Source organism: Treponema denticola, from assembly GCF_024181605.1.
GTDB lineage: Bacteria > Spirochaetota > Spirochaetia > Treponematales > Treponemataceae > Treponema_B > Treponema_B denticola_B.
The window spans coordinates 622,077-642,160 of sequence record NZ_CP054477.1 but is presented as its reverse complement, the minus strand read 5'-3'; the positions used below and the strand labels follow the sequence as shown (position 1 = coordinate 642,160).

The following is a 20,084-nucleotide window of genomic DNA, read 5'->3' as shown; positions in this document are numbered from 1 at the left end:
TTATATTTCTTCCTCTATTACACCGACTTCTTTTCCATATTCGAATAAATGAACTATCTTTTTATCCGTCATATATTCCGTGTAAGAAATTTTATTCCCGTTGACAAAGTCGGTTTTGGATTTTGGTTTATTTTCAGGCCCGTATTCATACTTTGAAATATATTCGGTTCCTTCTTTTTTTAAAAACGATTCTATCAATAAATTATTTTCATTATAAGTATAAATATTTTTTTCGAGTTCGTTTTTGCCTTCCGCATCGTAAATAGTTTTTTCGGTCTCCATTCTTTTTTGATTATATTTTATTTTGATAAGCTTATCAGGTAAAACCACTTCGCAAGATTCAGGATAACCGTCTGTGTAGGTATATGTTTTTTTTTCTATAAGTTTATCTTTTTCATATAGAACGGAAAGAAGAGGTCTGCCGTTGTCATCAAGTTCTTCAAAAAACCATCGGTCTCCGAAACCGGTTGTAAGTCCGGAACTTTGAATGGAATCAAATCCTTTATCGGATTCCTCCGGATCTTTTTCGTTTTCGGATAAATTTTTATTTTCGGTTTCTGTACCGGAAGGCACTGTAGTATCGGCATTTTCAGTTGCAGGCAAATTTTGATTTTCCGTTTCTGTCACAGGAGGAGATTGAACATCAGAATTTTCCGAACCGTCTGCAAAAATAAAAAGAGAGTATAAAATAAAAACAAAATATAATATTTTTTTTAAACTCATTTATATTTTTCCGATAAATTCCTTTACATAGTTTTCAGCCGAAAAAGGAGATATGTTTTCGTATTTTTCTCCGGTTCCGACAAAGAGCATGGGAAGGTTAAGCTCTTTTCCTGCCGTAACGGCAACACCGCCCTTTGCCGTAGAATCATACTTTGTTAAAAAGACAGCATCGACTCCTATAGCCTCATGGAAAACTTCGGCCTGTCTTAAACCGTTTTGACCTGTAGTTGCATCCAATACCAATATTTTTTTATAGCAGCCTTCGGAAGCCTTTGTTTTTGCAATCCTGTCTATTTTTTGAAGCTCCCTTACCAAATTTTCTTTATTGTGAAGCCGTCCTGCCGTATCTGCAAGAACAAGGCCGCCGCCTGATGAAGCCATTGCATCTCCTGCATCAAAGATGACAGCCCCCGGGTCTCCCCCATGCTGATGTGCGACAACCCTCACATCATTTTTTTCTCCATGGAATTTTAATTGCTCTATGGCAGCAGCTCTAAAGGTATCTCCGGCGGCCAAAATGATGGGCGTACCGTATTTTTCTTTATAATAATGAGCCATCTTTCCTATCGATGTTGTTTTGCCGACCCCGTTTACACCTAGAACAAGATAAATAGAAACCTTGTCTTTCTCAGGAACTAAAGAAGTTATCTTGACATAGGGTAATAAAATATTATAAAGACCGGTTAAAACATCATCTTCAGAAGCAAGCTTTTCTTTTTTGCATAAATCTCTTAAAGAGGTTTCAATTTCGAGGGCTGTCTTAGCTCCTATATCTCCTTCTATCAGAGTATCAACCAAATCTTCAAAAAAAGATTCATCCGGCCCCTTATATAAACCGAATAATTTTTTTAATCCGGCTGCAAAACTTTTATTCTTCATTTTTATTCTCCTCATCTTTAATAACCGTATCTTTATTGTTAACTACAGTATCTTTATCAGTCTTAACTTCCTCATAAACAGGAGCTGAATAATTAGGTTTTATCTTTCGCGGTAAGGCTCTATCTGCCTTTACCAAATAGATTATCAACTGTATAAAGTAATTGACTCCCAAAGCAATCGTAATTCCTTGAAGAATATTTTGGGTCAGTACGAGTTTATTTATACGATCTGCTTCGGATTGTGTATAAGGAATTTTTCCGCTCTTAAAAGCGTATACTTGATCATCTACTTTAGAATTTAAAATCATCGTTATAGGCAGGCTTATGTACAAAGCCCCCAATGACCAATATAAAATTTTTCGTTGAGTTTCTATCGAAGCTTTTACATTTTTTTTGTTTAACTTTATAATCATATTTTGAACATTTTGCCGTGAAAAATTATTATTTGAAGGCTCAAAAACTCCGAAGGTATGAATACCATTTTCCTCAAATTCAAAAATAGACTTCATCTTAGGTACAGTTATAATTCCGGGAATGCGAATAGAGTATTGGGATTTAAAAAATAAATTTGGAGAAGCACTTTTAAGATTAAAACCGATTGTAGCGGTTTCTTCTTTTTTTAAATTAATTTTTAAGGTATAGGCAGCCTTATTTTTTAATTCCAGCTTTTTTGTTTCTTCAACATAATCTTGAGCAGAAGCTCCTATTTGATAAAATCCTTCACGCAGCATTATAGGTTTTGAAAAATCCCGTATCAGCTCACCGTCAATATAAACCTTTGTATTTTTAGGATTAACATCAAAAAATACTTTTACTTCTTTTGTATTTTGAATAATTGTGTATATTTGCCGCACCATCATTTCGACGACTTTTTCAACATCATCATATCTTCCGGCCCCTGAAAATTCGTGAACCTTCATTCCGGGAATCCCCATATCCAAATAAGCGGTTATAACCATGTAGCCTGAAATATCTTTTACCGAGCCGTAAATAAGAGCCGAGATATTTTCTTTTTTTAAACTTTCGCCTATGTCGGCATTTTCAGACAGCTTATATAAAGATTCTCCATACTTCCATAAGTTTATATTTTTAGGATGGCTTGAAGTAAAAAAACGGGTTTCTTCAATTTTGATATCTATATCGGCCTCATAAATACTTTTTTCTTTTTTTAAAATTTCTTCCGTAAGTTTTTTCTCTTTTTCGTCTTTTATTTTTTTGTCTTCCACCGACAAAAAAAGCTCATCTCTGTCTTTTATAAGTTTTGCCCTTTCTTTTATAAGCCTTAGTTTTTTATTTGAAGCTTCCATAATAGCCCTCATTTTTTTTTCTTCAAATGGAACTATTCTTTTTGCTCCGGTATCCATGTAGATTAAAAACATTTCAGGCACTATCGTTTTATAACTTTGATAAGAGGAAGGAAGTCCCTCCGTTTTAAATTCGGAAACGGCAATAGTCCAATCGGAATTTTCATCTTCATTCTTTTGTGAAAACAAAAAAGAAACTATAAAAAAAAATGCGGATAAAAAAATAAGTTTTTTCAATTTAAAGGAGAATCTCATAAGCAATTTACAACTCCTTTTTCAGTAAATGGGCATAATAAAAAATCCGAAGCGCCGCAGATAAGAGCTTTTTCTGCAAGGTCTTCATCCCCGATAGAAGAAATAACAACAAATTGGGTATGAGGGCTTTTTTTTCTAAAAGAAGCCGTATCCGTAAAAAGGTTTGAATCAAAAAAAACGAGGCGGACATCTTCATTGGTTAATGTATGCAAAAGAGAAACTTGAGGCAAAATCTTAATTGTTTCGTTTACATGAGAAAGACATATTGCTCTTATATCGGCTGCCAAAAATTCGGATTTGCATACAATACATATCATAGAGCATCGTCCTCATCAATACTCATATCTTCAATCTTCGTATTTAAAAAGCTGTTTATAAACTCGTCTATTTCTCCATCCATTACAGCCTGAATGTTTCCCGTTTCATACTTTGTCCTGTGATCTTTTACCATTGTGTAAGGCTGAAAAACATAGGAACGGATTTGATTGCCCCAAGAAATACCTTTTTTTTCGGCAGCAAACTTCATATTCTCTTTTTCTTTTTGTTCTTCATAATAATTATAAAGTCTCGATTTTAGAACATTCATAGCCGTGGCTCTATTGCTGATTTGGCTCCTTTGAGTTTGGCAGGCAACAACTATTCCGGTTGGAATATGGGTAATACGTACGGCCGAGTCGGTTTTGTTTACGTGCTGACCTCCGGCTCCTCCGGCTCGGTATGTGTCGATACGCAAGTCTTCAGGCCTTATATCCACTTCTATCGTATCATCAAGAACCGGAAAAGCAAAGACCGAAGTAAAAGATGTATGCCTCCTTCCGTTGGAATCAAAGGGGCTGATACGCACCAGCCTATGAATCCCCGTTTCGCTTTTTAAAAGACCGAAGGCAAACTCCCCTGAAATCTGAAATGTTGCAGACTTTATTCCGCCCTCGGCTTCTATTAAATCGATGGTCTCCGTTTTAAAACCTCTGGACTCGCACCAGCGCAAATACATGCGCACCAGCATAGCAGCCCAATCGCAGGCCTCAGTTCCCCCAGCTCCTGCATGGACTGTAAGATAAGCATCGTTTTTATCGACCTCACCTGAAAGCAGGCTCAATATACTTAATTTTTTATATTTTTCGTAAATAGAGTTATAATTTGAGCTGATTTCTTCAGACAGTTCGTCATTTTCCGATTCTTCCGAAAGCTCCATCAAAACTTCCAAATCGGAAACACCATCTATAAGCTCCTGCCAAGGGTAAATTCTGTTTTTAAGGGCCTTTATCTCGCCCATAATTTTTTCGGCTTTTTTACTGTCATTCCAAAAATTGGGAGCTAAGGTTATAGCTTCTTTTTCGGCTATTTTCGATTTAACCGCCTCAGGGTCAAAGACGCCCCCAAATATTAGAGATATCGTTTTTTAAGGCTTCTAAATTTGATCTATAGTCTTCCATAAGGTTTAATTCTCCAACTTTTTTGCGGGCGGGCGTACAAGCACCCTTCGCCACTTTTTTTTATAAAGCGTAGTTACGGCAAATACATCCTGAATAGGATATTGGTAGAGGCGTACAATGTCATAATAATCGGTAACCCGGTCTATATCCTGCTTTAATGTAACAAGGCCTTCATCATTTATTGTTACCGATTCCCAACAGGCATGCTGAACCCGTTCAAAGCCGTTGGCCGTTAGAACTTCTGCGAGATGAGAAGCCGATTCCCTTCCACCCGGATCTATAACAACTGAAACAAACATGTATAACAGAATACGACAAAAGAAGAACTTTGTCAAACCCCTAAGCCGGTAAAAATCTTTACTTATTATATACTTGGGAGCCTCTAAAAACATCAGTTTTTAGAGGGTTTCCTTAAATTTAATTTGCGATGTTTTTCATAAGTCATTAATATATAAAGACTTATGAAAAACTCGTCGGGCATCTCTAAAAATCCAACAAGGTTTTTAGAGATGCCCACTTATACAAAAAGGGAAAAATGCCGATAAGTGGGGTATGGAAAATAGAAAAAACTTTGTTGAGGAACTTTCGGTAATCCTTGAAACAAAAAGGAATGAGTTTAACTCTCAAATTCTTCCCAAAGTGCGGGAAAACTACAATATTCAAAGCAGTGCACTCCACGCAGTCAGAAGCACTCTTTTAAAAAAACGGGTCATCCATGATGATCCTTATAAATATGACAGTAAAATGACTGAGGTTGAAATTCCAAGCAAAGAAAACTTTGCAGACTCGGAAAAGGCTAGCGTTATAGGCACCCGCTTAGCCCACTATGAAACAATGCTGGAATTTGTCAACAATTATTATCAGTTTAATACCGAGTTTTTAACTCCCAAGAGAATTTCCATCCTCCTTGAACTAAATAGTACCTTTATTTGGTCGGATTTTACAAATACATCAAATCATACAAATACAAGGGCTATAGCAGATATAATCAATAACCTTTTCAAAGGCCCGGACCAATTATCAAACAGCCTATTACGGGATTCTGTAGCCCACCTTGGAAAAAGTGAGGCCTATATCAATACCCAGCTTAAAAGCCTTTCCATCTTTTACCGTGAAGAATATAAACTTTTAATACGCAGAGAAGTTATACCTTCAGTAAAGATAAGCAAGGCGGATTGTGCAAATCCTTCAAATATACTACGGGAAATAAAAAAGGTATTCACAGTAAAGTTCAGAAAAAAGCCTTTTTACACGGATCTAATAGTCGAAATAATCAGAGAAGATTACGGTGACGATTCGGCCATATTACAACAGGAAATTCTATCCCGCCTTGAAGTTAAACCAAAGGAAAGCTTTTTTTCAAATCAGGAAGTCAATCACAGGCCTATTTTAATATCAGGCTTAAGGGTTCTTTCAAATTCAGCTCCTCATTTAAAAGCAGCATTGGAAAAAATAAAGTCCAATCAAGAAATGGTATACAAGGCTGAAAATACGATATTTAAAAAATTAGCACAAATTCTTAGGCAGGTACTAAAACTGGAGCCTCCTGAAAAACATATAACAATCATTATTACCGATAATATCAATCAAAATACAAAAAAACAAACAATTAACTATTCCGTTTTTGAAAAAGAAGTGCTTCAAAAAATAGCCTTATTTCAAAGTATTTTAATGCCGAATTCGGCTGTTAATCAAAAAATAAAAACAATGCCGAACGAGTTTCTTTTTAACAGCCTCACAAAATACATAAGCGACAGCAATGAAATCCTAAAACAGCTTGGAGGGCTTGACGAATTCTATAAAAACGTAAAACCGGAACTTAGAAGTAAAATAAGAGGAATCAAGATAGAAATTACAACAATTACAAATTCGATTATAAAGGCAAACCAATACCGAGCCGAATATCAAGCTCTCAGCGAAGAAGTAAACCAAATGAAAAAACTTGGGGTTATCTAAAATATAATCCGATTGAATAATAATAAAAAAAACAATATAATATCCGCTATATGAAGAATAAACTATTTACGTTATTTTTGTTTTTATTATCCTTTTGCCTGTTTTCGCAAGAAGACCAAAAAAAAGAACTGAATATTTCCATAACTTCAGGGATACCAATGCTTCACCCTCATACGGCCTTCGATGCGGGAGAAGCCCAAATCTTAACGGCCCTTTGTGAAGGCCTTTTTGTATACGATCCTTATACGTTGCAGCCGGTTCCGGCACTTGCCGAAAAGCACAGTGTTTCAGGCGGAAGAACGTGGCGTTTTACAATCAGAAAGGATGCAAAGTTTGAAAACGGAAAGCCCATAACGGCTCAAACCTTTGTTGATTCATGGCTGAATCTTTTAAACCCCGCAGGCAACCATCCATATGCTTCGCTTTTGGACTGCATAGACGGAGCTGCCGATTACCGTAACGGAAAACTAAAAAATAAAAATCAAGTCGGAATAAAAGCCGAAAGTGGGCAAGTTCTTTTAGTAACCACAAATACCGAAATTGAGCACCTTCCCAACATTCTATGCCATCATGCATTTTCAGCAGTTGAAACTTCCCAACTTGAAGCAGCCTTAAAATTTTCTAACATAGAAAGAATAGAAAAATTAAGGGACAGCTTTAAACCCATATCAAGCGGTGCCTATAGGATAAAAAAATTTTCCGAAAAAGAGCTGATTTTGGTAAAAAACGAACACTATTGGGATAAGGATAATGTTCAAATTCCTCAAATAAACCTCTTCCTCGATTTAAGCAAGGAAGAAGCTATCGAAAAATTCAATATAGGGAAGATTCATTGGCTTTCAAGAAGTGATGTGATTTCTAAAATAGGCGATCAGCGTTGTGTAAATATAGACCCTCTTTTTGCAACGGATTATTTTTTCTTTAAGACTTCATCTCCGAATATTAAGGCGGCAGAGTTTAGAAAAGCTCTTCTTTTAGCTGTTCCATATGAGGAATTACGCAAGGGCTATCCTATAAAGGCTGAAACTTTGATTTTTCCCCTTGCAGGCTACCCCAAAATTCAGGGTGTAAATGAATATAACCTGCAAAAAGCCCAAGAAATCATAAATAAGCTTAATTTAAACGAAGAACAAAAAAAGGTAGTAATTAAAATCCCCGAAAATACATATTATCAAGAATTAGCCGAAATTCTATCGGCCGCATGGTCAAAAATAGGGGTAAAAACCGAAGTTAAGCTTATTTCTTTTAACGCTTATTATAACAGCCTAAAATCAAATGATTATGATTTGGGAACAATCACTTGGATAGGAGACTTCGCAGACCCTCTGGCCTTTTTGGAGATGTTCCGGCCTAATTCCAACCTCAATGACTCGGACTGGAAAAATCAGGAATTTGAAAGAATAATCCTCAAATCCCACGCCGAAAAAGACTTTAAAAAACGGTACGAAATATTAAGCAAGGCAGAAGAACTCTTGCTGAGAGAGAGCGTGATTATTCCGATATCCTATAGGTTAAGCGTAAATATTATAGATATTTACTCCATAGGCGGCTGGTATTCAAATGCAATAGATATACATCCCTTTAAGTTTATAAAATTTATTAAGCCTCAGCCGGTGCCGGGGCTTGTAAAATTAAATCAACAACTCAAAAAGAAGCGATAAGACTGCGGCAAAAAACTTCATTTTTTTACAAAATATGTATTGACATTTTTTGTGATTTGTAATATTATCCATGTCATTGGGCGCTTAGCTCAGCTGGTACGAGCGTCTGGTTTACACCCAGAATGTCGGCGGTTCGATCCCGTCAGCGCCCAATCCTTCCTTTAATCATTCATTACCGCTTTATAAACATTTTTGCAGGAGTTCGGGGTTTCGAAAGGCCTCATCAATAATACGGCTTAATACGGAGCTATAGCCTTTACCTAGGGCTTTGACTTTTTCAGCGGTTTCAGGTGAAAGCCGGATTGCTACTACCTGTTTTTTTCGAAGTTTGCGCTGTTCTTTGGCTATGCGTGCAAACTCTTTTATTTGCTCCTTGGTTAAGGGCGGGCAATCTTCATCGTATACAATGGGCATTTTTGCGGCACGCCTAATCTCTTCAATTTGTTCTTTGGTCGGTTTTTCGTTACCGTGTAAAACCGATGTAACTATTGCCATAAAGTCTCCTTTCCGCTTTTGTGGCGGCTCTTGCGGATATGATCCGTGTTTTTTCTCCTCGTTCGGTGTAAACAACAAACAGCACCTTATCTACCTTTCCTATAGTAATAATACGGTCTTCTGCCCCGCTGTGGTTTATATCGAATAATTCAATTCGGTTGTTATCATTGAAAACGAGTTTTGCAGTTTCAAATGAGATTTTATGTATTTTTATATTACGCTGTTCTTTCTCGTAGTCCCATTCAAAAAGATGCTTTGTTGTTTTTTCGTTTTCCATATTTTTATTATACAATATGTATTACTTTTTGTCAACTTATGTAGTTCGGTTTTATAATTCAATTACCCTGAATCCCACTCCCCCATTGCTGGACAAAAGACTTATTTTTATGTAAAATAAAGAGAAATGCGGCTTTAAGGAGCATAGAAATAGATGTACAAAAACGATTTTCCATTGCTTATGCAAAATCCTAACATTCATTATTTGGATTCGGCGGCAACGGCACAAAGGCCTATATCGGTTATAGAAGGTATAAAAGAATATTTTTTACACTCAAACGGAAATGCGGGCCGAGGCTCTCATTCCCTTGCAATAGCTTCTTCTATTTTGGTTGAAGAAACACGAAAAAAAACAGCCGAGTTTATCGGAGCCGACAAAATTGAAAGCATTATCTTTACAAAAAATTCTACCGAGGCTCTCAATATAATTGCCTATTGTTACGGCTTATCGAATCTTAAAACCGGAGATGAAATTCTATTGGCGGTATCAAACCATCATGCAAACCTCGTACCTTGGCAGTTTGTTGCAAAACAAACGGGGGCTGCCGTAAAATTTATCTACCTTAACAAAAACGGCACCTTGGACATAAATGACTTTAAGGCTAAACTTTCTTCCAAAACAAAGGTGGTCGCCCTATCAAGCATGGTAAATGCTACAGGAATTATAAACCCTATAGAAGAGGTAATAAAACTAAGCCATGAGAGCGGAGCCGTTGTTGTGGTTGATGCAGCCCAAGCCATTGCTCACTACAAACAGGATGTGTCGGCCCTTGACTGCGACTTTTTAGTTTTTTCGGGACACAAGATTTTTTCGGACTTCGGTGTCGGGGTTCTTTACGGAAAAAAAGAGCTCTTGGACAAGATGCCGCCCTTTTTATACGGCGGAGATATGATCAACTTTGTTACAGAAGAATCAAGCGAGTTTAAGGAAGCTCCCTATAAATACGAAGGCGGAACCCACGATACAGCTGCCATAGTTTCTCTTAAAAATGCAATAGAATATATCGAGAAAATCGGTTATGCCAATATAGAAAAAACCGTAAAAGAATTGGACTCTTATGCTCTTTCGGAATTAAAAAAACTTGACTTTGTAGAAACCTACGGAACCGATGCTGAGGAGAGAGCGGGTATAATCGCCTTCAATGTAAAAGACGTGCACTCGCATGACACCTCCTACATCTTAAACGAATACGGCGTTATGGTTCGAAGCGGCCATCATTGTACTCAACCCCTGATGGCTTACCTAAACATAAACTCCTGCTGCCGTGCAAGTTTTTCTATTTTTAATACCAAGGAAGACATAGATGTTATGATCACAGCCTTAAAAAAAGTAAAAAGCGTTTTTTTAAAGGATTAAAAAAACTTAAAAATAATATCGATAAGGAACATAAATGGACATAGATACGATTTATCAGGAAATGATTCTAGAATACTCCCGAAAAAAAGAAAACTGCCGCGAACTTTCCGGCGAAGGAGTAAAGATAGAAAGAGGACATAATCCTTCATGCGGTGATGACCTTACCCTGCTTATCCGGGAAAAAAACGGAATCATAGAAGATGCTTCCTTTTTAGGAAGGGGCTGCGCCATTTCTACAGCTTCTACAAATATGCTGATTGAACTTATAAAAGGAAAAAAAGCCGAAGAAGGAAAACGCAAGGTAGAAATATTTTTTAAGATGATGAACGGAAAAGAAATTTCGGAAGAAGAAAAGGAAGAATTGGAAGATGCTCAAATCTTGGAATACTTTGCCGAAATGCCGGCACGTATAAAATGTGCAACTTTAAGCTGGCACAGTGCCGATGTTCTTTTAAACGAAAAAAAAGGAGGTTTATTGTAAGGGACAGTGTAAAAACAAAGTCCCTTTTTAAAAATGTAAATCAGCTCTTATTTTTCAATATCGCTTGATTTTACTTTTACCACATGGCCGGGACCTGCATCAAAGATAATTAAAAAGTCTTTTACCTTGATATCGGCGTACTTAATTGTTATCTCGCCCTTTTTATCAAGCTTGGTCTTAAGTATAACCTTCTTTTTTGCATCTTTTTCCTTAGGATTTTCGATTCGAATTTCTACACCTTCAGCAGATGAGCCGTCGGAAAAACCTCCTTCACAGGTAAAAGTTCCATCACCGTTATCATAGCAATACAACATCGGGGCATGAGCAAACAAAAGAGCTGCTCCCAACACTAAAAAACAAATAAAAACAGCTGTTCTTTTTTTCATTTTTATTCTCTCCTATAAAAAATCTCAATACAATTATTTTTCAACAATACCTTTTAAAATTTTGCGGCAAGATTTTTCAACTCTCTCTGCAATCATTTTGTTTGATGTGTTTGCAGGTATACATGTAGGCTTTTCTTTAATTTTGGCAAAATCGGCATTGTTCATACCATACCAAAAATGGAAATGTAAAGGACTTCCGCCAGGGTTAGTAAAAGAAATTGTCTTAAACATTCCTGCATCTTTTTTATCCGTTACCACAGCAAGCAATCCGGGCTTGGAGGCATTTTCGGCAGTTCTCTTATAAGCCGCTCGATGAATTTCTTTTTCATCCTTATAGACTACAAATTCGTTCTTACCGTCTTCGGTAACAAATTCGATATGAGTATAAAGATCTGTCGTGCCGTATACTTTTTTCATTTCGGCAATAATTTCAGCTTTTGTAAAGTCTCCGCCCTTAGGATTTTTACCGGCAAATTCTTTAATGATTTTATCGTAAGCTGCATTAACTTCAGCACTTGTATTGTCATAAATTAAAGAGCTGTTCATCCATTTTCCTTCCTTTGCATAAGGATCGAAGGGAGATTTTGGGAACATTCCTGCAACAGCGCCTATAGTATCTTTAAAATTCTTTACAAGCTCTTCTTTTGTCATTGAAGCAGACACATAGGTAGGCCACCACATAGGATCGGCTTTTACCAATGCATCAATACTGGATCCGCCTGCTCTTACATGCCAATGGAGTAAACCGTCCTCAGAATCTCGATGCGGGGGAAAACAGATAATATATTTTGCCATAGTAAGGCCGCGTACATTTTTTACAGCTTCAAAGGTTTCCCAATAATATCCGTCATAACCGATAACAGGAACCTTTCCCTTGTAAACATACTCGGAAGAAATTTCTTTTTCTTTTCCATCAGCATCTTTTACGGTAAACACAACAGTGTTTGTTCCGTCAAATTTTATCTTTGAAAATGATGCTTTATACATTCCTTCAACAGCCAATTTGAAACCTTCAACGGTATAGTTCTCCATTTTGGCAACCGCTTCTTTGTATACAGAATTTAAAGAAGGATCATTTTTTGCGGAATCCAGCGAAACCCACTCACCCTTCCATGCGGCAAGTTCTTTACCGGCTTCAATTTTCATGCCTCCGATTGTGTTAGGCATCGACTTACATGCAGTAAAAATAACTGCAAGAACCATCAAAACTAATACAAGTTTTGCGCCAAAATTTTTCTTCGACATAGTAACCTCCTTATGTCAAAATAAAGTACTATCAAATATTGATAAACTTAATAAAAATTGGGAACCTAAAATAAGGTTCCCAATAAAATTTATTTTTTAGCCTTTGTTAATTTTTCTAAAAGATTTCTTACAGATTTCTCTACAGCTGCTGCAATTTCAGCGTCTGTAAGAGCTGTCCTGTAACAAGTAGGTGTTCCTTCAAACTCTTCAATTTCTTTTTCGTTATTACCGTACCACAAGTGGAAATGCAGCATCGGAGCCTTACCGTGTACAACTACAAATGAAATCAAAGAATACATACCGGCATCTTTTCTTTCAGCCTTCATCGTCATATACGGTTTTGAAGTACTTGCAGCAACACGGACATAGCTTGATCTAAAGATTTCCTTATCGCCTTTATAGAAAACGAGTTCATTTTTTCCGTCTTTTACAATAAACTCCATGTGGGAATAGTCTTTAACTGATTTATTTCCTTTCTGTAATTCGGCAATAATTTCAGCCTTTGTAAAATCTCCGCCCTTGGGATTTTTGCCTGCAAATTCTTTTATAACCTTTGCATAAGCAGCTTCAACTTCTTTACTTGTATTTTCGAAAATAGATAAAGAGTTGATCCATTTGCCGTGCTTGGCATAGGATTCAAAGGGAGAAGCAGGATTCCATTTAGGCATATTCGGGATTGAAGATTCAAACATTTTAACGAGCTCAGCCTCAGATGTAGACGAAGAATAGTATGTAGGCCATTTTCCTGCACCGGCTACAAGGTTATCAATACCGTATCTTCCAAAACGGGCATGCCAGTGCTTTGGTCCGTCACCATGAGCATGAGGAGGCATTGATATAAAATACTTAAAGTTTGCATTCTCAAGCTTATCTTCTACAGCCTCAAAAGTCTCCCACATAGAATCGGGATACTCACTATCAGCTTTTTGTCCCAAGTACTTGTATTTGACTGAAATTTGCATTTCTTTACCGTCTTTATCCAAAGATGTAAAAAGAACAGTATTTGTACCGTCAAACTTTGCCTTTACCGCCGGTGTTTTGTACATATCCAAGGCAGCAGCTTCAAGACCTTCAGGTGTATAAAAGCGCATATCTGCAGCTGTTTTTTTATAAGCTGCTTTTAAAGACGGGTTATCTTTTATTATATCTGCAGAAACCCATTCGCCTTTCCAGGCGGCCAATTCCATTCCGGCCGCAAATTTATCGTTCATTTTTGCAGCAGGCATTGATTTACAAGCAGTAAAAATAACTGCGAGTGTAACCAGTATAAGTGCAATCTTTGCACCCATTCTTTTATTAACCATAATTAAACTCCTTTAAGTTAATATAAGTATATACAGCTAACTTTTTATTTAAACAAGAAACAATTCTTAGCTTAAAGTAAAAAGGAACTAGCTTTCTTTTTTTCCCGCAGAACAGCCGCAGCATCCACAACCGCAACCGCTCTTAGGATTGATATTTTTTTCTCCGCAGCTGCAGGCTGAAGCCTTACCCTTAAATATCCTGTAATATTTACGGATAAGTAAGAGGATCACACCTGCGACTATGGAAATAGTCAAAACCATTCCTAATGTCATAAGAATGCCCTATTTTACCGGTACTGCCTCAATCCAAAGTACGGCATCCTGTGAGAGTTCTTTCCCGGCAAATTCTTTTACATTACCTGCACCAAGGGCAGCAAAGCCCCAGTATCCGGCCTTGTGAGGAACAAAGGAGAAGTTTCCGTTTGCATCGGCTAAAATAACGGCTGCAGCATTTTTTGTTTTTGCCTTCTTCTCAAATTTGCTTTTTTTCATGTTTACGTCAAAGTTGATATATTCAACTTCAATTTCTGCATTGGGAACGGGTTTACCTTTTGAGTCTAAAACAGTGCCTCTGAAAAGTCCGCCTACCCAAACATCGTAGGGTTTTACTAAGGGCATGATTTCGGGATAACCTTCGGCACATCTCGCACTCCAGTCCGTATCAAGACCGGCCTTATTGATAAAGACCTTGGTGATCTGCTGAATATAGCCGCCTTCAGACTCTTCATAGTAAGGATGAGGAACAGCTACCAAAGCCCAGTCTCCGCCTCCTTTAAAACCATTATCTTTATTTAAGATAAGGTCATAGGCTGAAGCCGTATTTTCTGAAGTTGAAAACTCTGTTTTCTTTAATGAAGGAAGAAGATCTTGAATCTTTTCCTTGTGCACGGAAAAGAATTTTTCAAAACCCTTGATTTCTCCGGCCTCATTTTTACCGATATCCATTGTATGGCCTGATTCTGCAGGATGTGTAAAAACAATCTTAAAATCAACAGAGTTGCCTTCAACTACTGAAGTCGGGGTATAAATCATTTGGAAATGTGCAAATGAAGCCATAGCTACAAAGAATAAAAGTAAAACTATTCCTGTAATTTTTTTCATAGAAACTCTCCTATAAATATTTTAGTCTAAAGACTCATTATCTTAAGTTAAAAAAAGATATGGCCAAAAGCCTTGCTTTAAAACTCACGGATAAATCCTTTTTTAAAATTTAAATGTAATTCAATACTTACAATCTATCTTATTTTCTAAAAAAAAGCAAGTCCCCAATGGGTCACCAATAGGGCTTGTTTATCTATTTGCTACCTATTTATTTTCAGCCTTATCCGAAATCTTTTTAAAGATAGGAGGCCAAGCGAACATAACCACAAAAAGCAAGATTACTATTATCAGGGCCGCAGGCGAAAATCCTTCCTTGGGTTTTGCGCTTTCAGAAGGCTCTCCGTCAGAAGAAGATATATCGGCTTGTTTTGTACTATCAGCCTGTTCGGCCGCATCTTCAATCTTGCTGACCTCAAACCAAATAACGGCATCTTGAGAAAGTTCTTTCCCTCCGAATTCCTTTTCCTTCCCTACCCCAAGAGCAGCAAAGCCCCAATATCCAGGACAAGGAGGAATAAACTCGAAAACGCCGGTATTATCCGCCATTATCATTCCGGCACCTGCTTTTTGCAGTTTGGGTTCTCCGGTAAATTTCTTATTTGCCATATCCACATCGTAGTTCATGTTTTCAAATTCAACTTGAGCATAAGGCACGGGTTTCCCATCGGAGTCCAAAACAAGGGCACGGATCACACCGCCCTCCCAAATCTCATAGGGCTTTACCAAGGGCAAAATTTCGGGATAACCTTCGGCAACCCTTGACTGCCAATCGGTTGAAAGTCCGGCCTTGTTAATAAAGACCTTAGCTATCTGCTGAATATATCCGTCATCGGCTGCTTCAAAATAAGGATGAGGAACGGCAACTAAAACCCAGTCTCCGCCTCCCTTAAAACCGGCCTCTTTATCAAATTCAAGGGTATACGCAAAGGCCTTGTTTTCCGCAGATTCAAATTCTCCCTTTTTTAAAAAGGACATTAAGTCGGCCTTGTTTTCTTTATGGATGGAATAAAATTCCTTTAACCCTTTTATTTCGCCTGCTTCATTTTTACCTATGTCCATAGTAAGGCCGGAATCAAAGGGATGAGTAAAAGAAATTATAAAATCAACCTTCTTATTTGAAGCTTCGATTATTGAAGCCGGAGTATAAATAATTTGAAAGTGAGCAAAAAGGCCCAAGGCCGTACAGCATAGCAATGCGGAAAAAAATAGCTTTTTCACTTTTTACACCTACCTTTTTTGTTTTTTAAAGAGGAAGACAATCAGTACCGAATTTATTACCGCAAGTATAAGGGCCAAGATTGCCGTAAACGAAGGACCGACACCGGGCATTGCCGAAACGGTATCCATAGGAACCCAGCCCGCGGAACCGGAGACAGCAACGGGCTTTTGAGCCGGAGCAGCATCTCCGGCTGACTCGTTTTCCCCCGCCGCTTCAGAAGAAGCAGTCTGACTGCCGAAACCGCCTTCAGGCTCGGGACCGTCTTTTACGATAATATGGCCGGGGCCCGCATCAAAGGTTACCGTATACGGAACATTCGGGATAGGCAGATTGAGTTCGCCTACATCGGGGAATTCTCCTTCCCAGATTTTTTGCCCTGAAGCCTTATCGGTAAGATAAAGTTTAACACCGGCAGCCGAAGCTCCATTTGAAAATCCGCCTTGAACATAGATAGTTCCGTCTCCGTTATCTTCAACGGTCAATAGGGGCGAATGTGCAAAAAGCATAATAGAACACATCATTAAAACAAATACGATAAATATTTTTTTCATCTATAAACTCCCATAAAATTTATAATTCTAAATGTGAATCTCTAAAAGCTTCAGTCTTTTAGAAGTTTTCCTTAAATTTCTTTTACAATCAAAAGCCGAACAATCTTCCCAGCTGGAAAACTAGGACGGCAACCAGCGAGCTCAAGACTACGGGATACATAACACTGAATAGCGTCCAACCCACACTCTGTGTCTCGGTCTTTGTTGCCATAACGGTAGCAATGCAGGGCGGGAAAAGGGCTATCAAAATCATAATGGTAAGACCGTCTAATGGGGTCAATCCCGTTTCCTTATCTTGAATGCGGGCTTCCAAAACTTTACCCGAATCCTCGCTTGAAGACTCAACACTGTAAATGGTGCCCAAGGTCGAAACAAGAGCTTCCTTTGCGGCAAAGGAACCTAGAATTGCAATATTTACCTTCCAATCGAAGCCCGCATATTTTGTAACGGGTTCCATTGCCTTTCCCAGATATCCCAAAACGGAGTTCTCCAAAGTTTCTTTACGCAATTGTACGGAGATAAGCTTTAGGTCTGCACTTGCAGGGCGTATAGCCTTTGCAGCGGCAGCGGCTTCGGAATCGATTACAGCTGTGCCTGAAATTTTCACTTTTCCGGTTCTGACAAGGGCAAAGAAGTAAGGATTCAGCTTTTGCCAATAAGCATAAAATGAAGCCTTTAAAATAGGCTTTTGAAATTCTTGAGCATCATTGTATGCTTTATCAAAATCTTTTTTTGCGGAAGAATACATATCAAGATAATTTTTAAAAGCTCCTATATTGCTGCCGAGTTCAATTTTTCCTTTTAAGGCTATTTTTGTCATTTCGGGATTTTGTAAAAACAATCTATTTATATTCCTTTCCATACCCTTAGCTCCGCCGAACCGATTTATGGCATCATACAAATAAAGCTTTTCGGTTAAACGCTGATATTCTATAAATCCCTTTTCGGAAGCAAAATATTGGGAATAGGAATTGTTTAATTTTCCTGCAAAGTCCTGAATGTAAGCATCCTTTCTTGCTTCATATTGAGCGGTTTTTTCCGAGCTCAACGAAGGGAAATTTACACCTGCCCAAATTATAACTGAAACGGCAACTACAGTCGTTGCAACCTTTTTGATAAAGCTCCATAAGCGTTCAAAGGTGCGTATTAAAACGCCTCTAAGGGTCGGCATATTATAAGCCGGAAGTTCAAGTACAAAAGGTTCAGGCTTGCCGTGAACAACATAGAGACTGAAATATTTTGCAACAATCAGGGCAACTATTAATGTAAAAAAGGAAATTCCGCCTAGAACTATCCATTGGTAGCTTGTAAAAAATATTCCCGTAATTAAAACATAAAAAGGAATCTTTGCCATACAGTTAAGAAGGGGCAGGATAAGAATCGTTACCAATCTTGACTTATCATCTCTGATTGTCCTTGTGGACATAACACCGGGAACAACGCAGCCTCCCATTATAACACCCGAGAGAATCATAGGAAGGGTTGACTGTCCGTGTAAACCGAACTTGCGTAAAATTCTATCCATGATAAAGGCAAGGCGGGCCATGTAGCCGACATCTTCCAAAAAGGCAATGAGGGCAAACAAGCAGAAAAAGATTGGGACATAGTTTAAAATCATTATTGCCCCATCAATTATCCCGCTTAAAAACAAACCTCTTAAAGGCCCCTCGTTTATAAGACCTTCAGGATAAATAAGCTGAGAAACTATTGCTCTGACAAATTTAAATATCGGGAAAACCTTGTCGGTCATCTTATAACCCAAAACTACCGTTATCCAATAAAAGACCAAAACAAGCTCAACCAAAATCAAAAGACCGTAAACCTTGTGGCAAAGCACTTTGTCGATTCTGTCGGTTGAATTTATACTGCCTGAACTGCCTTTAGTATAGATAAGGGCAGCTCCTCCCGTAAAGGCAAAAGCTCCGGCTAAGCTAAGAATCAAGCGTAGAATGTTATTTGCAAAGATAGGAATCAGCAAAAGCAAAAAGAGGGAATCCAAAATTTCATAGGTTACAAAACAAAGAATAAGGGCGGCAATAACCTCGGTAACCTTTCTTTTAATATTTAAGGACTCGACGGCTTTTTGTTCAAGCTCTTTTTTTGAAACCGCAGCTTCAACAATTTTTTTTGCCGCAGCGGAGCGGGCAAGAGCTATTTCTATTTCAAAGCTGTGCTTATGTTTTTCCTTGTGCTCGGCTTCGATTTCTTTTATAAAATTTAAAATAGAGTCAAAGTTTGTAAAATTTTTACCCTCTTCTTCGATAACTGCGGAATCCTTTTCGCAAAGCTTGATTGCAAGCCATCTTAAGGGAATAGAAAAAAATTCGTCCTTTGCAGAATCCTTTAATTTTTCGACAATTTTTTCCAAATAGGATTCCATATCCTCACCGTAGGTAAGCATAAAGGGTTTTTGAGGTTCAGAGTTTTCAGCCGTTTTTGAAATAAGATCTTTTAATTCGTTTACTTTTTCTTTTTTCTTGGCCGAACCGGCTATTATCGGAATACCTAAAAGAGAAGAAACTTTATTGACATCGATTTGTAAGCCTGCATTTTTTGCAGAATCCATCTTGTTTAAGTACATAACAATAGGACAGTTCATTTCCAAAAGCTGGAATGTCAGATAAAGATGTCTTTCCAAATTTGAGGCATCGGCAATGTTTACCAAAAGTTCGGGCTTTTCACGGAGGATAAAATTACGGGTTACCCTTTCTTCCGGTGAATAGGAAGTAAGGCTGTAAGTGCCGGGCAAGTCGGTAATAAAAACCGATTGGTCAAGAGCAAAATACTCTCCCGTTTTTTTCTCAACGGTGATACCCGGATAGTTTGCAACATGCTGATGAGCTCCCGTCATCATGTTAAATAGGGTTGACTTACCGGAGTTAGGCTGACCGGCAAAAGCAATATTTATTTTTTCTTTTTTCATATTCTAAACTTCTTTTACAATGATTTTTTTAGCTTCGTCCTTACGGACTGCTACAAGCGAACCGCAGATGGAAATGTCAAAGGGATCTAAAAGCGGAGCCTTTCTTACAACCGAAAGTTCAGCTCCGGGAGTAAACCCAAGACTTATAAGCCTTTGCAAAGTCATTCCGCTTATCTCAAGATCTTCTATGATTCCTTTTTTTCCTTGTTCCAATTCATCAAGAGTCATTTAAATCTCCAATCTCCTCAATACTATAAACGGACCAAAATTTTAGAAGCAAGATTATAATCTACTGCATATTTTGAACCGTTTACCAAAAGCAAAATAGGGCCTTTTTTATCGGCCTGAGAAGTAACAACGGTTATTTCCGTATTTATATCTATTCCAAAACTGCGAAGGCGGGAAAATTCGGCCCCCGTTCCGTCAAATTTAAGTACGGAGGCCTTGTCGCCTTCCTTTAAAATAATTAAGGGTACCAATGTCAGCAACCTCTCACAAAATGTTGTAACGACCATACATCATTTTTTTATTTT

Annotated in this window: 22 protein-coding genes and 1 tRNA gene; 5 read left to right on the top strand and 18 right to left on the bottom strand. The window is 37.8% G+C overall.

Annotation, left to right across the window (positions count from 1 at the left end; translation table 11 throughout):
* The 6 genes from E4N80_RS02815 to E4N80_RS02790 form a co-directional block, all read right to left on the bottom strand.
* Window positions 1-723 carry a hypothetical protein gene (locus E4N80_RS02815; protein ID WP_253700265.1) on the bottom strand — a complete coding sequence of 241 codons (723 nt, stop codon included), beginning with the start codon at window positions 721-723 and terminating at the stop codon, window positions 1-3.
* Window positions 724-1,602, bottom strand: coding sequence for a signal recognition particle-docking protein FtsY (gene ftsY, locus E4N80_RS02810; protein WP_253700264.1), 879 nt, complete (start codon window positions 1,600-1,602; stop codon window positions 724-726). It lies immediately after the preceding gene.
* Window positions 1,592-3,160, bottom strand: a complete 1,569-nt coding sequence (locus E4N80_RS02805; protein WP_366797144.1) for a DUF8525 domain-containing protein — start codon at window positions 3,158-3,160, stop codon at window positions 1,592-1,594. The genes ftsY and E4N80_RS02805 overlap by 11 nt, the downstream gene beginning before the upstream one ends.
* Window positions 3,157-3,477: a response regulator transcription factor gene (locus tag E4N80_RS02800; protein ID WP_253700260.1), complete on the bottom strand. Its 321-nt coding sequence runs from the start codon at window positions 3,475-3,477 to the stop codon at window positions 3,157-3,159. The genes E4N80_RS02805 and E4N80_RS02800 overlap by 4 nt, the downstream gene beginning before the upstream one ends.
* Window positions 3,474-4,596, bottom strand: a protein-coding gene (prfB, locus tag E4N80_RS02795) for a peptide chain release factor 2 (protein ID WP_253700258.1) whose coding sequence is annotated in 2 segments (ribosomal slippage) — window positions 3,474-4,529 and window positions 4,531-4,596 — 1,122 coding nt in all. Because the reading frame shifts where the segments join, the coding sequence is not laid out codon by codon here. The genes E4N80_RS02800 and prfB overlap by 4 nt, the downstream gene beginning before the upstream one ends.
* Window positions 4,597-4,601: 5 nt before the next feature.
* The gene (locus E4N80_RS02790; RefSeq protein WP_002668328.1) at window positions 4,602-4,895 is read right to left on the bottom strand and encodes a hypothetical protein; all 294 of its coding nucleotides are present in this window, start codon (window positions 4,893-4,895) and stop codon (window positions 4,602-4,604) included.
* 253 nt (window positions 4,896-5,148) lie between these two features.
* On the opposite strand from E4N80_RS02790, the gene E4N80_RS02785 reads away from it, so the two are divergent.
* The 3 genes from E4N80_RS02785 to E4N80_RS02775 all read left to right on the top strand — a co-directional run bounded on the left by E4N80_RS02785 (window position 5,149) and on the right by E4N80_RS02775 (window position 8,365).
* Window positions 5,149-6,552, top strand: a complete 1,404-nt coding sequence (locus E4N80_RS02785) for a TP0584 family protein (RefSeq protein ID WP_253700257.1) — start codon at window positions 5,149-5,151, stop codon at window positions 6,550-6,552.
* Between the two features lie 158 nt (window positions 6,553-6,710).
* Window positions 6,711-8,213, top strand: coding sequence for a peptide ABC transporter substrate-binding protein (locus E4N80_RS02780; protein ID WP_366797277.1), 1,503 nt, complete (start codon window positions 6,711-6,713; stop codon window positions 8,211-8,213).
* A 78-nt stretch (window positions 8,214-8,291) separates the two neighbouring features.
* Window positions 8,292-8,365, top strand: a tRNA-Val gene (locus E4N80_RS02775).
* Between the two features lie 28 nt (window positions 8,366-8,393).
* Here the strand turns inward: E4N80_RS02775 and E4N80_RS02770 are convergent.
* Both E4N80_RS02770 and E4N80_RS02765 read right to left on the bottom strand, forming a co-directional pair.
* Window positions 8,394-8,708: a BrnA antitoxin family protein gene (locus E4N80_RS02770; RefSeq protein ID WP_002679825.1), complete on the bottom strand. Its 315-nt coding sequence runs from the start codon at window positions 8,706-8,708 to the stop codon at window positions 8,394-8,396.
* A complete protein-coding gene (locus E4N80_RS02765) occupies window positions 8,677-8,985 on the bottom strand; it encodes a BrnT family toxin (protein WP_253700253.1) in 309 nt (102 codons plus the stop codon). Before E4N80_RS02765 ends, E4N80_RS02770 begins: the two co-directional genes overlap by 32 nt.
* A gap of 153 nt (window positions 8,986-9,138) precedes the next feature.
* Here E4N80_RS02765 and E4N80_RS02760 point away from each other — a divergent pair, with 153 nt between their 5' ends.
* Entirely contained in the window at window positions 9,139-10,341 is a 1,203-nt protein-coding gene (locus E4N80_RS02760) for a SufS family cysteine desulfurase (RefSeq protein ID WP_253700252.1), read from the top strand.
* A gap of 34 nt (window positions 10,342-10,375) precedes the next feature.
* Window positions 10,376-10,822 (top strand): Fe-S cluster assembly sulfur transfer protein SufU, encoded by a 447-nt coding sequence (gene sufU / locus E4N80_RS02755; protein ID WP_253700250.1) that lies wholly within the window; start codon window positions 10,376-10,378, stop codon window positions 10,820-10,822.
* 47 nt (window positions 10,823-10,869) lie between these two features.
* Here sufU and E4N80_RS02750 read toward each other — a convergent pair whose 3' ends face one another.
* From E4N80_RS02750 to E4N80_RS02705, 10 genes are all read right to left on the bottom strand, one after another.
* Window positions 10,870-11,208 carry a hypothetical protein gene (locus E4N80_RS02750; RefSeq protein ID WP_253700248.1) on the bottom strand — a complete coding sequence of 113 codons (339 nt, stop codon included), beginning with the start codon at window positions 11,206-11,208 and terminating at the stop codon, window positions 10,870-10,872.
* 33 nt (window positions 11,209-11,241) lie between these two features.
* Complete coding sequence (locus E4N80_RS02745; RefSeq protein ID WP_253700247.1) at window positions 11,242-12,453, bottom strand: ZinT/AdcA family metal-binding protein; 1,212 nt, start codon at window positions 12,451-12,453, stop codon at window positions 11,242-11,244.
* Between the two features lie 89 nt (window positions 12,454-12,542).
* Window positions 12,543-13,757 carry a ZinT/AdcA family metal-binding protein gene (locus E4N80_RS02740; RefSeq protein WP_253700245.1) on the bottom strand — a complete coding sequence of 405 codons (1,215 nt, stop codon included), beginning with the start codon at window positions 13,755-13,757 and terminating at the stop codon, window positions 12,543-12,545.
* 87 nt (window positions 13,758-13,844) lie between these two features.
* The gene (locus E4N80_RS02735) at window positions 13,845-14,030 is read right to left on the bottom strand and encodes a hypothetical protein (protein ID WP_253700239.1); all 186 of its coding nucleotides are present in this window, start codon (window positions 14,028-14,030) and stop codon (window positions 13,845-13,847) included.
* A gap of 9 nt (window positions 14,031-14,039) precedes the next feature.
* A complete protein-coding gene (locus E4N80_RS02730; protein WP_253700237.1) occupies window positions 14,040-14,858 on the bottom strand; it encodes a DUF4198 domain-containing protein in 819 nt (272 codons plus the stop codon).
* A gap of 204 nt (window positions 14,859-15,062) precedes the next feature.
* Window positions 15,063-16,076: a DUF4198 domain-containing protein gene (locus E4N80_RS02725; RefSeq protein WP_253700236.1), complete on the bottom strand. Its 1,014-nt coding sequence runs from the start codon at window positions 16,074-16,076 to the stop codon at window positions 15,063-15,065.
* A gap of 9 nt (window positions 16,077-16,085) precedes the next feature.
* Window positions 16,086-16,628 carry a hypothetical protein gene (locus tag E4N80_RS02720; protein WP_253700234.1) on the bottom strand — a complete coding sequence of 181 codons (543 nt, stop codon included), beginning with the start codon at window positions 16,626-16,628 and terminating at the stop codon, window positions 16,086-16,088.
* 88 nt (window positions 16,629-16,716) lie between these two features.
* Window positions 16,717-19,551, bottom strand: a complete 2,835-nt coding sequence (feoB, locus tag E4N80_RS02715; protein WP_253700232.1) for a ferrous iron transport protein B — start codon at window positions 19,549-19,551, stop codon at window positions 16,717-16,719.
* A 3-nt stretch (window positions 19,552-19,554) separates the two neighbouring features.
* Window positions 19,555-19,779 (bottom strand): FeoA family protein, encoded by a 225-nt coding sequence (locus E4N80_RS02710; protein WP_002668304.1) that lies wholly within the window; start codon window positions 19,777-19,779, stop codon window positions 19,555-19,557.
* Window positions 19,780-19,802: 23 nt separating this feature from the next.
* Window positions 19,803-20,066, bottom strand: a complete 264-nt coding sequence (locus E4N80_RS02705) for a FeoA family protein (RefSeq protein WP_010695791.1) — start codon at window positions 20,064-20,066, stop codon at window positions 19,803-19,805.
* Window positions 20,067-20,084 lie beyond the last annotated feature (18 nt).

Bases quoted from the DNA above. Each gene is read 5' to 3' on its own strand.
- E4N80_RS02815 (WP_253700265.1), bottom strand. From the start codon at position 723: ATGAGTTTAAAAAAAATATTATATTTTGTTTTTATTTTATACTCTCTT.
- ftsY (WP_253700264.1), bottom strand. From the start codon at position 1,602: ATGAAGAATAAAAGTTTTGCAGCCGGATTAAAAAAATTATTCGGTTTA.
- E4N80_RS02805 (WP_366797144.1), bottom strand. From the start codon at position 3,160: ATGAGATTCTCCTTTAAATTGAAAAAACTTATTTTTTTATCCGCATTT.
- E4N80_RS02800 (WP_253700260.1), bottom strand. From the start codon at position 3,477: ATGATATGTATTGTATGCAAATCCGAATTTTTGGCAGCCGATATAAGA.
- E4N80_RS02790 (WP_002668328.1), bottom strand. From the start codon at position 4,895: ATGTTTGTTTCAGTTGTTATAGATCCGGGTGGAAGGGAATCGGCTTCT.
- E4N80_RS02785 (WP_253700257.1), top strand. From the start codon at position 5,149: ATGGAAAATAGAAAAAACTTTGTTGAGGAACTTTCGGTAATCCTTGAA.
- E4N80_RS02780 (WP_366797277.1), top strand. From the start codon at position 6,711: ATGCTTCACCCTCATACGGCCTTCGATGCGGGAGAAGCCCAAATCTTA.
- E4N80_RS02770 (WP_002679825.1), bottom strand. From the start codon at position 8,708: ATGGCAATAGTTACATCGGTTTTACACGGTAACGAAAAACCGACCAAA.
- E4N80_RS02765 (WP_253700253.1), bottom strand. From the start codon at position 8,985: ATGGAAAACGAAAAAACAACAAAGCATCTTTTTGAATGGGACTACGAG.
- E4N80_RS02760 (WP_253700252.1), top strand. From the start codon at position 9,139: ATGTACAAAAACGATTTTCCATTGCTTATGCAAAATCCTAACATTCAT.
- sufU (WP_253700250.1), top strand. From the start codon at position 10,376: ATGGACATAGATACGATTTATCAGGAAATGATTCTAGAATACTCCCGA.
- E4N80_RS02750 (WP_253700248.1), bottom strand. From the start codon at position 11,208: ATGAAAAAAAGAACAGCTGTTTTTATTTGTTTTTTAGTGTTGGGAGCA.
- E4N80_RS02745 (WP_253700247.1), bottom strand. From the start codon at position 12,453: ATGTCGAAGAAAAATTTTGGCGCAAAACTTGTATTAGTTTTGATGGTT.
- E4N80_RS02740 (WP_253700245.1), bottom strand. From the start codon at position 13,757: ATGGTTAATAAAAGAATGGGTGCAAAGATTGCACTTATACTGGTTACA.
- E4N80_RS02735 (WP_253700239.1), bottom strand. From the start codon at position 14,030: ATGACATTAGGAATGGTTTTGACTATTTCCATAGTCGCAGGTGTGATC.
- E4N80_RS02730 (WP_253700237.1), bottom strand. From the start codon at position 14,858: ATGAAAAAAATTACAGGAATAGTTTTACTTTTATTCTTTGTAGCTATG.
- E4N80_RS02720 (WP_253700234.1), bottom strand. From the start codon at position 16,628: ATGAAAAAAATATTTATCGTATTTGTTTTAATGATGTGTTCTATTATG.
- feoB (WP_253700232.1), bottom strand. From the start codon at position 19,551: ATGAAAAAAGAAAAAATAAATATTGCTTTTGCCGGTCAGCCTAACTCC.
- E4N80_RS02710 (WP_002668304.1), bottom strand. From the start codon at position 19,779: ATGACTCTTGATGAATTGGAACAAGGAAAAAAAGGAATCATAGAAGAT.
- E4N80_RS02705 (WP_010695791.1), bottom strand. From the start codon at position 20,066: ATGGTCGTTACAACATTTTGTGAGAGGTTGCTGACATTGGTACCCTTA.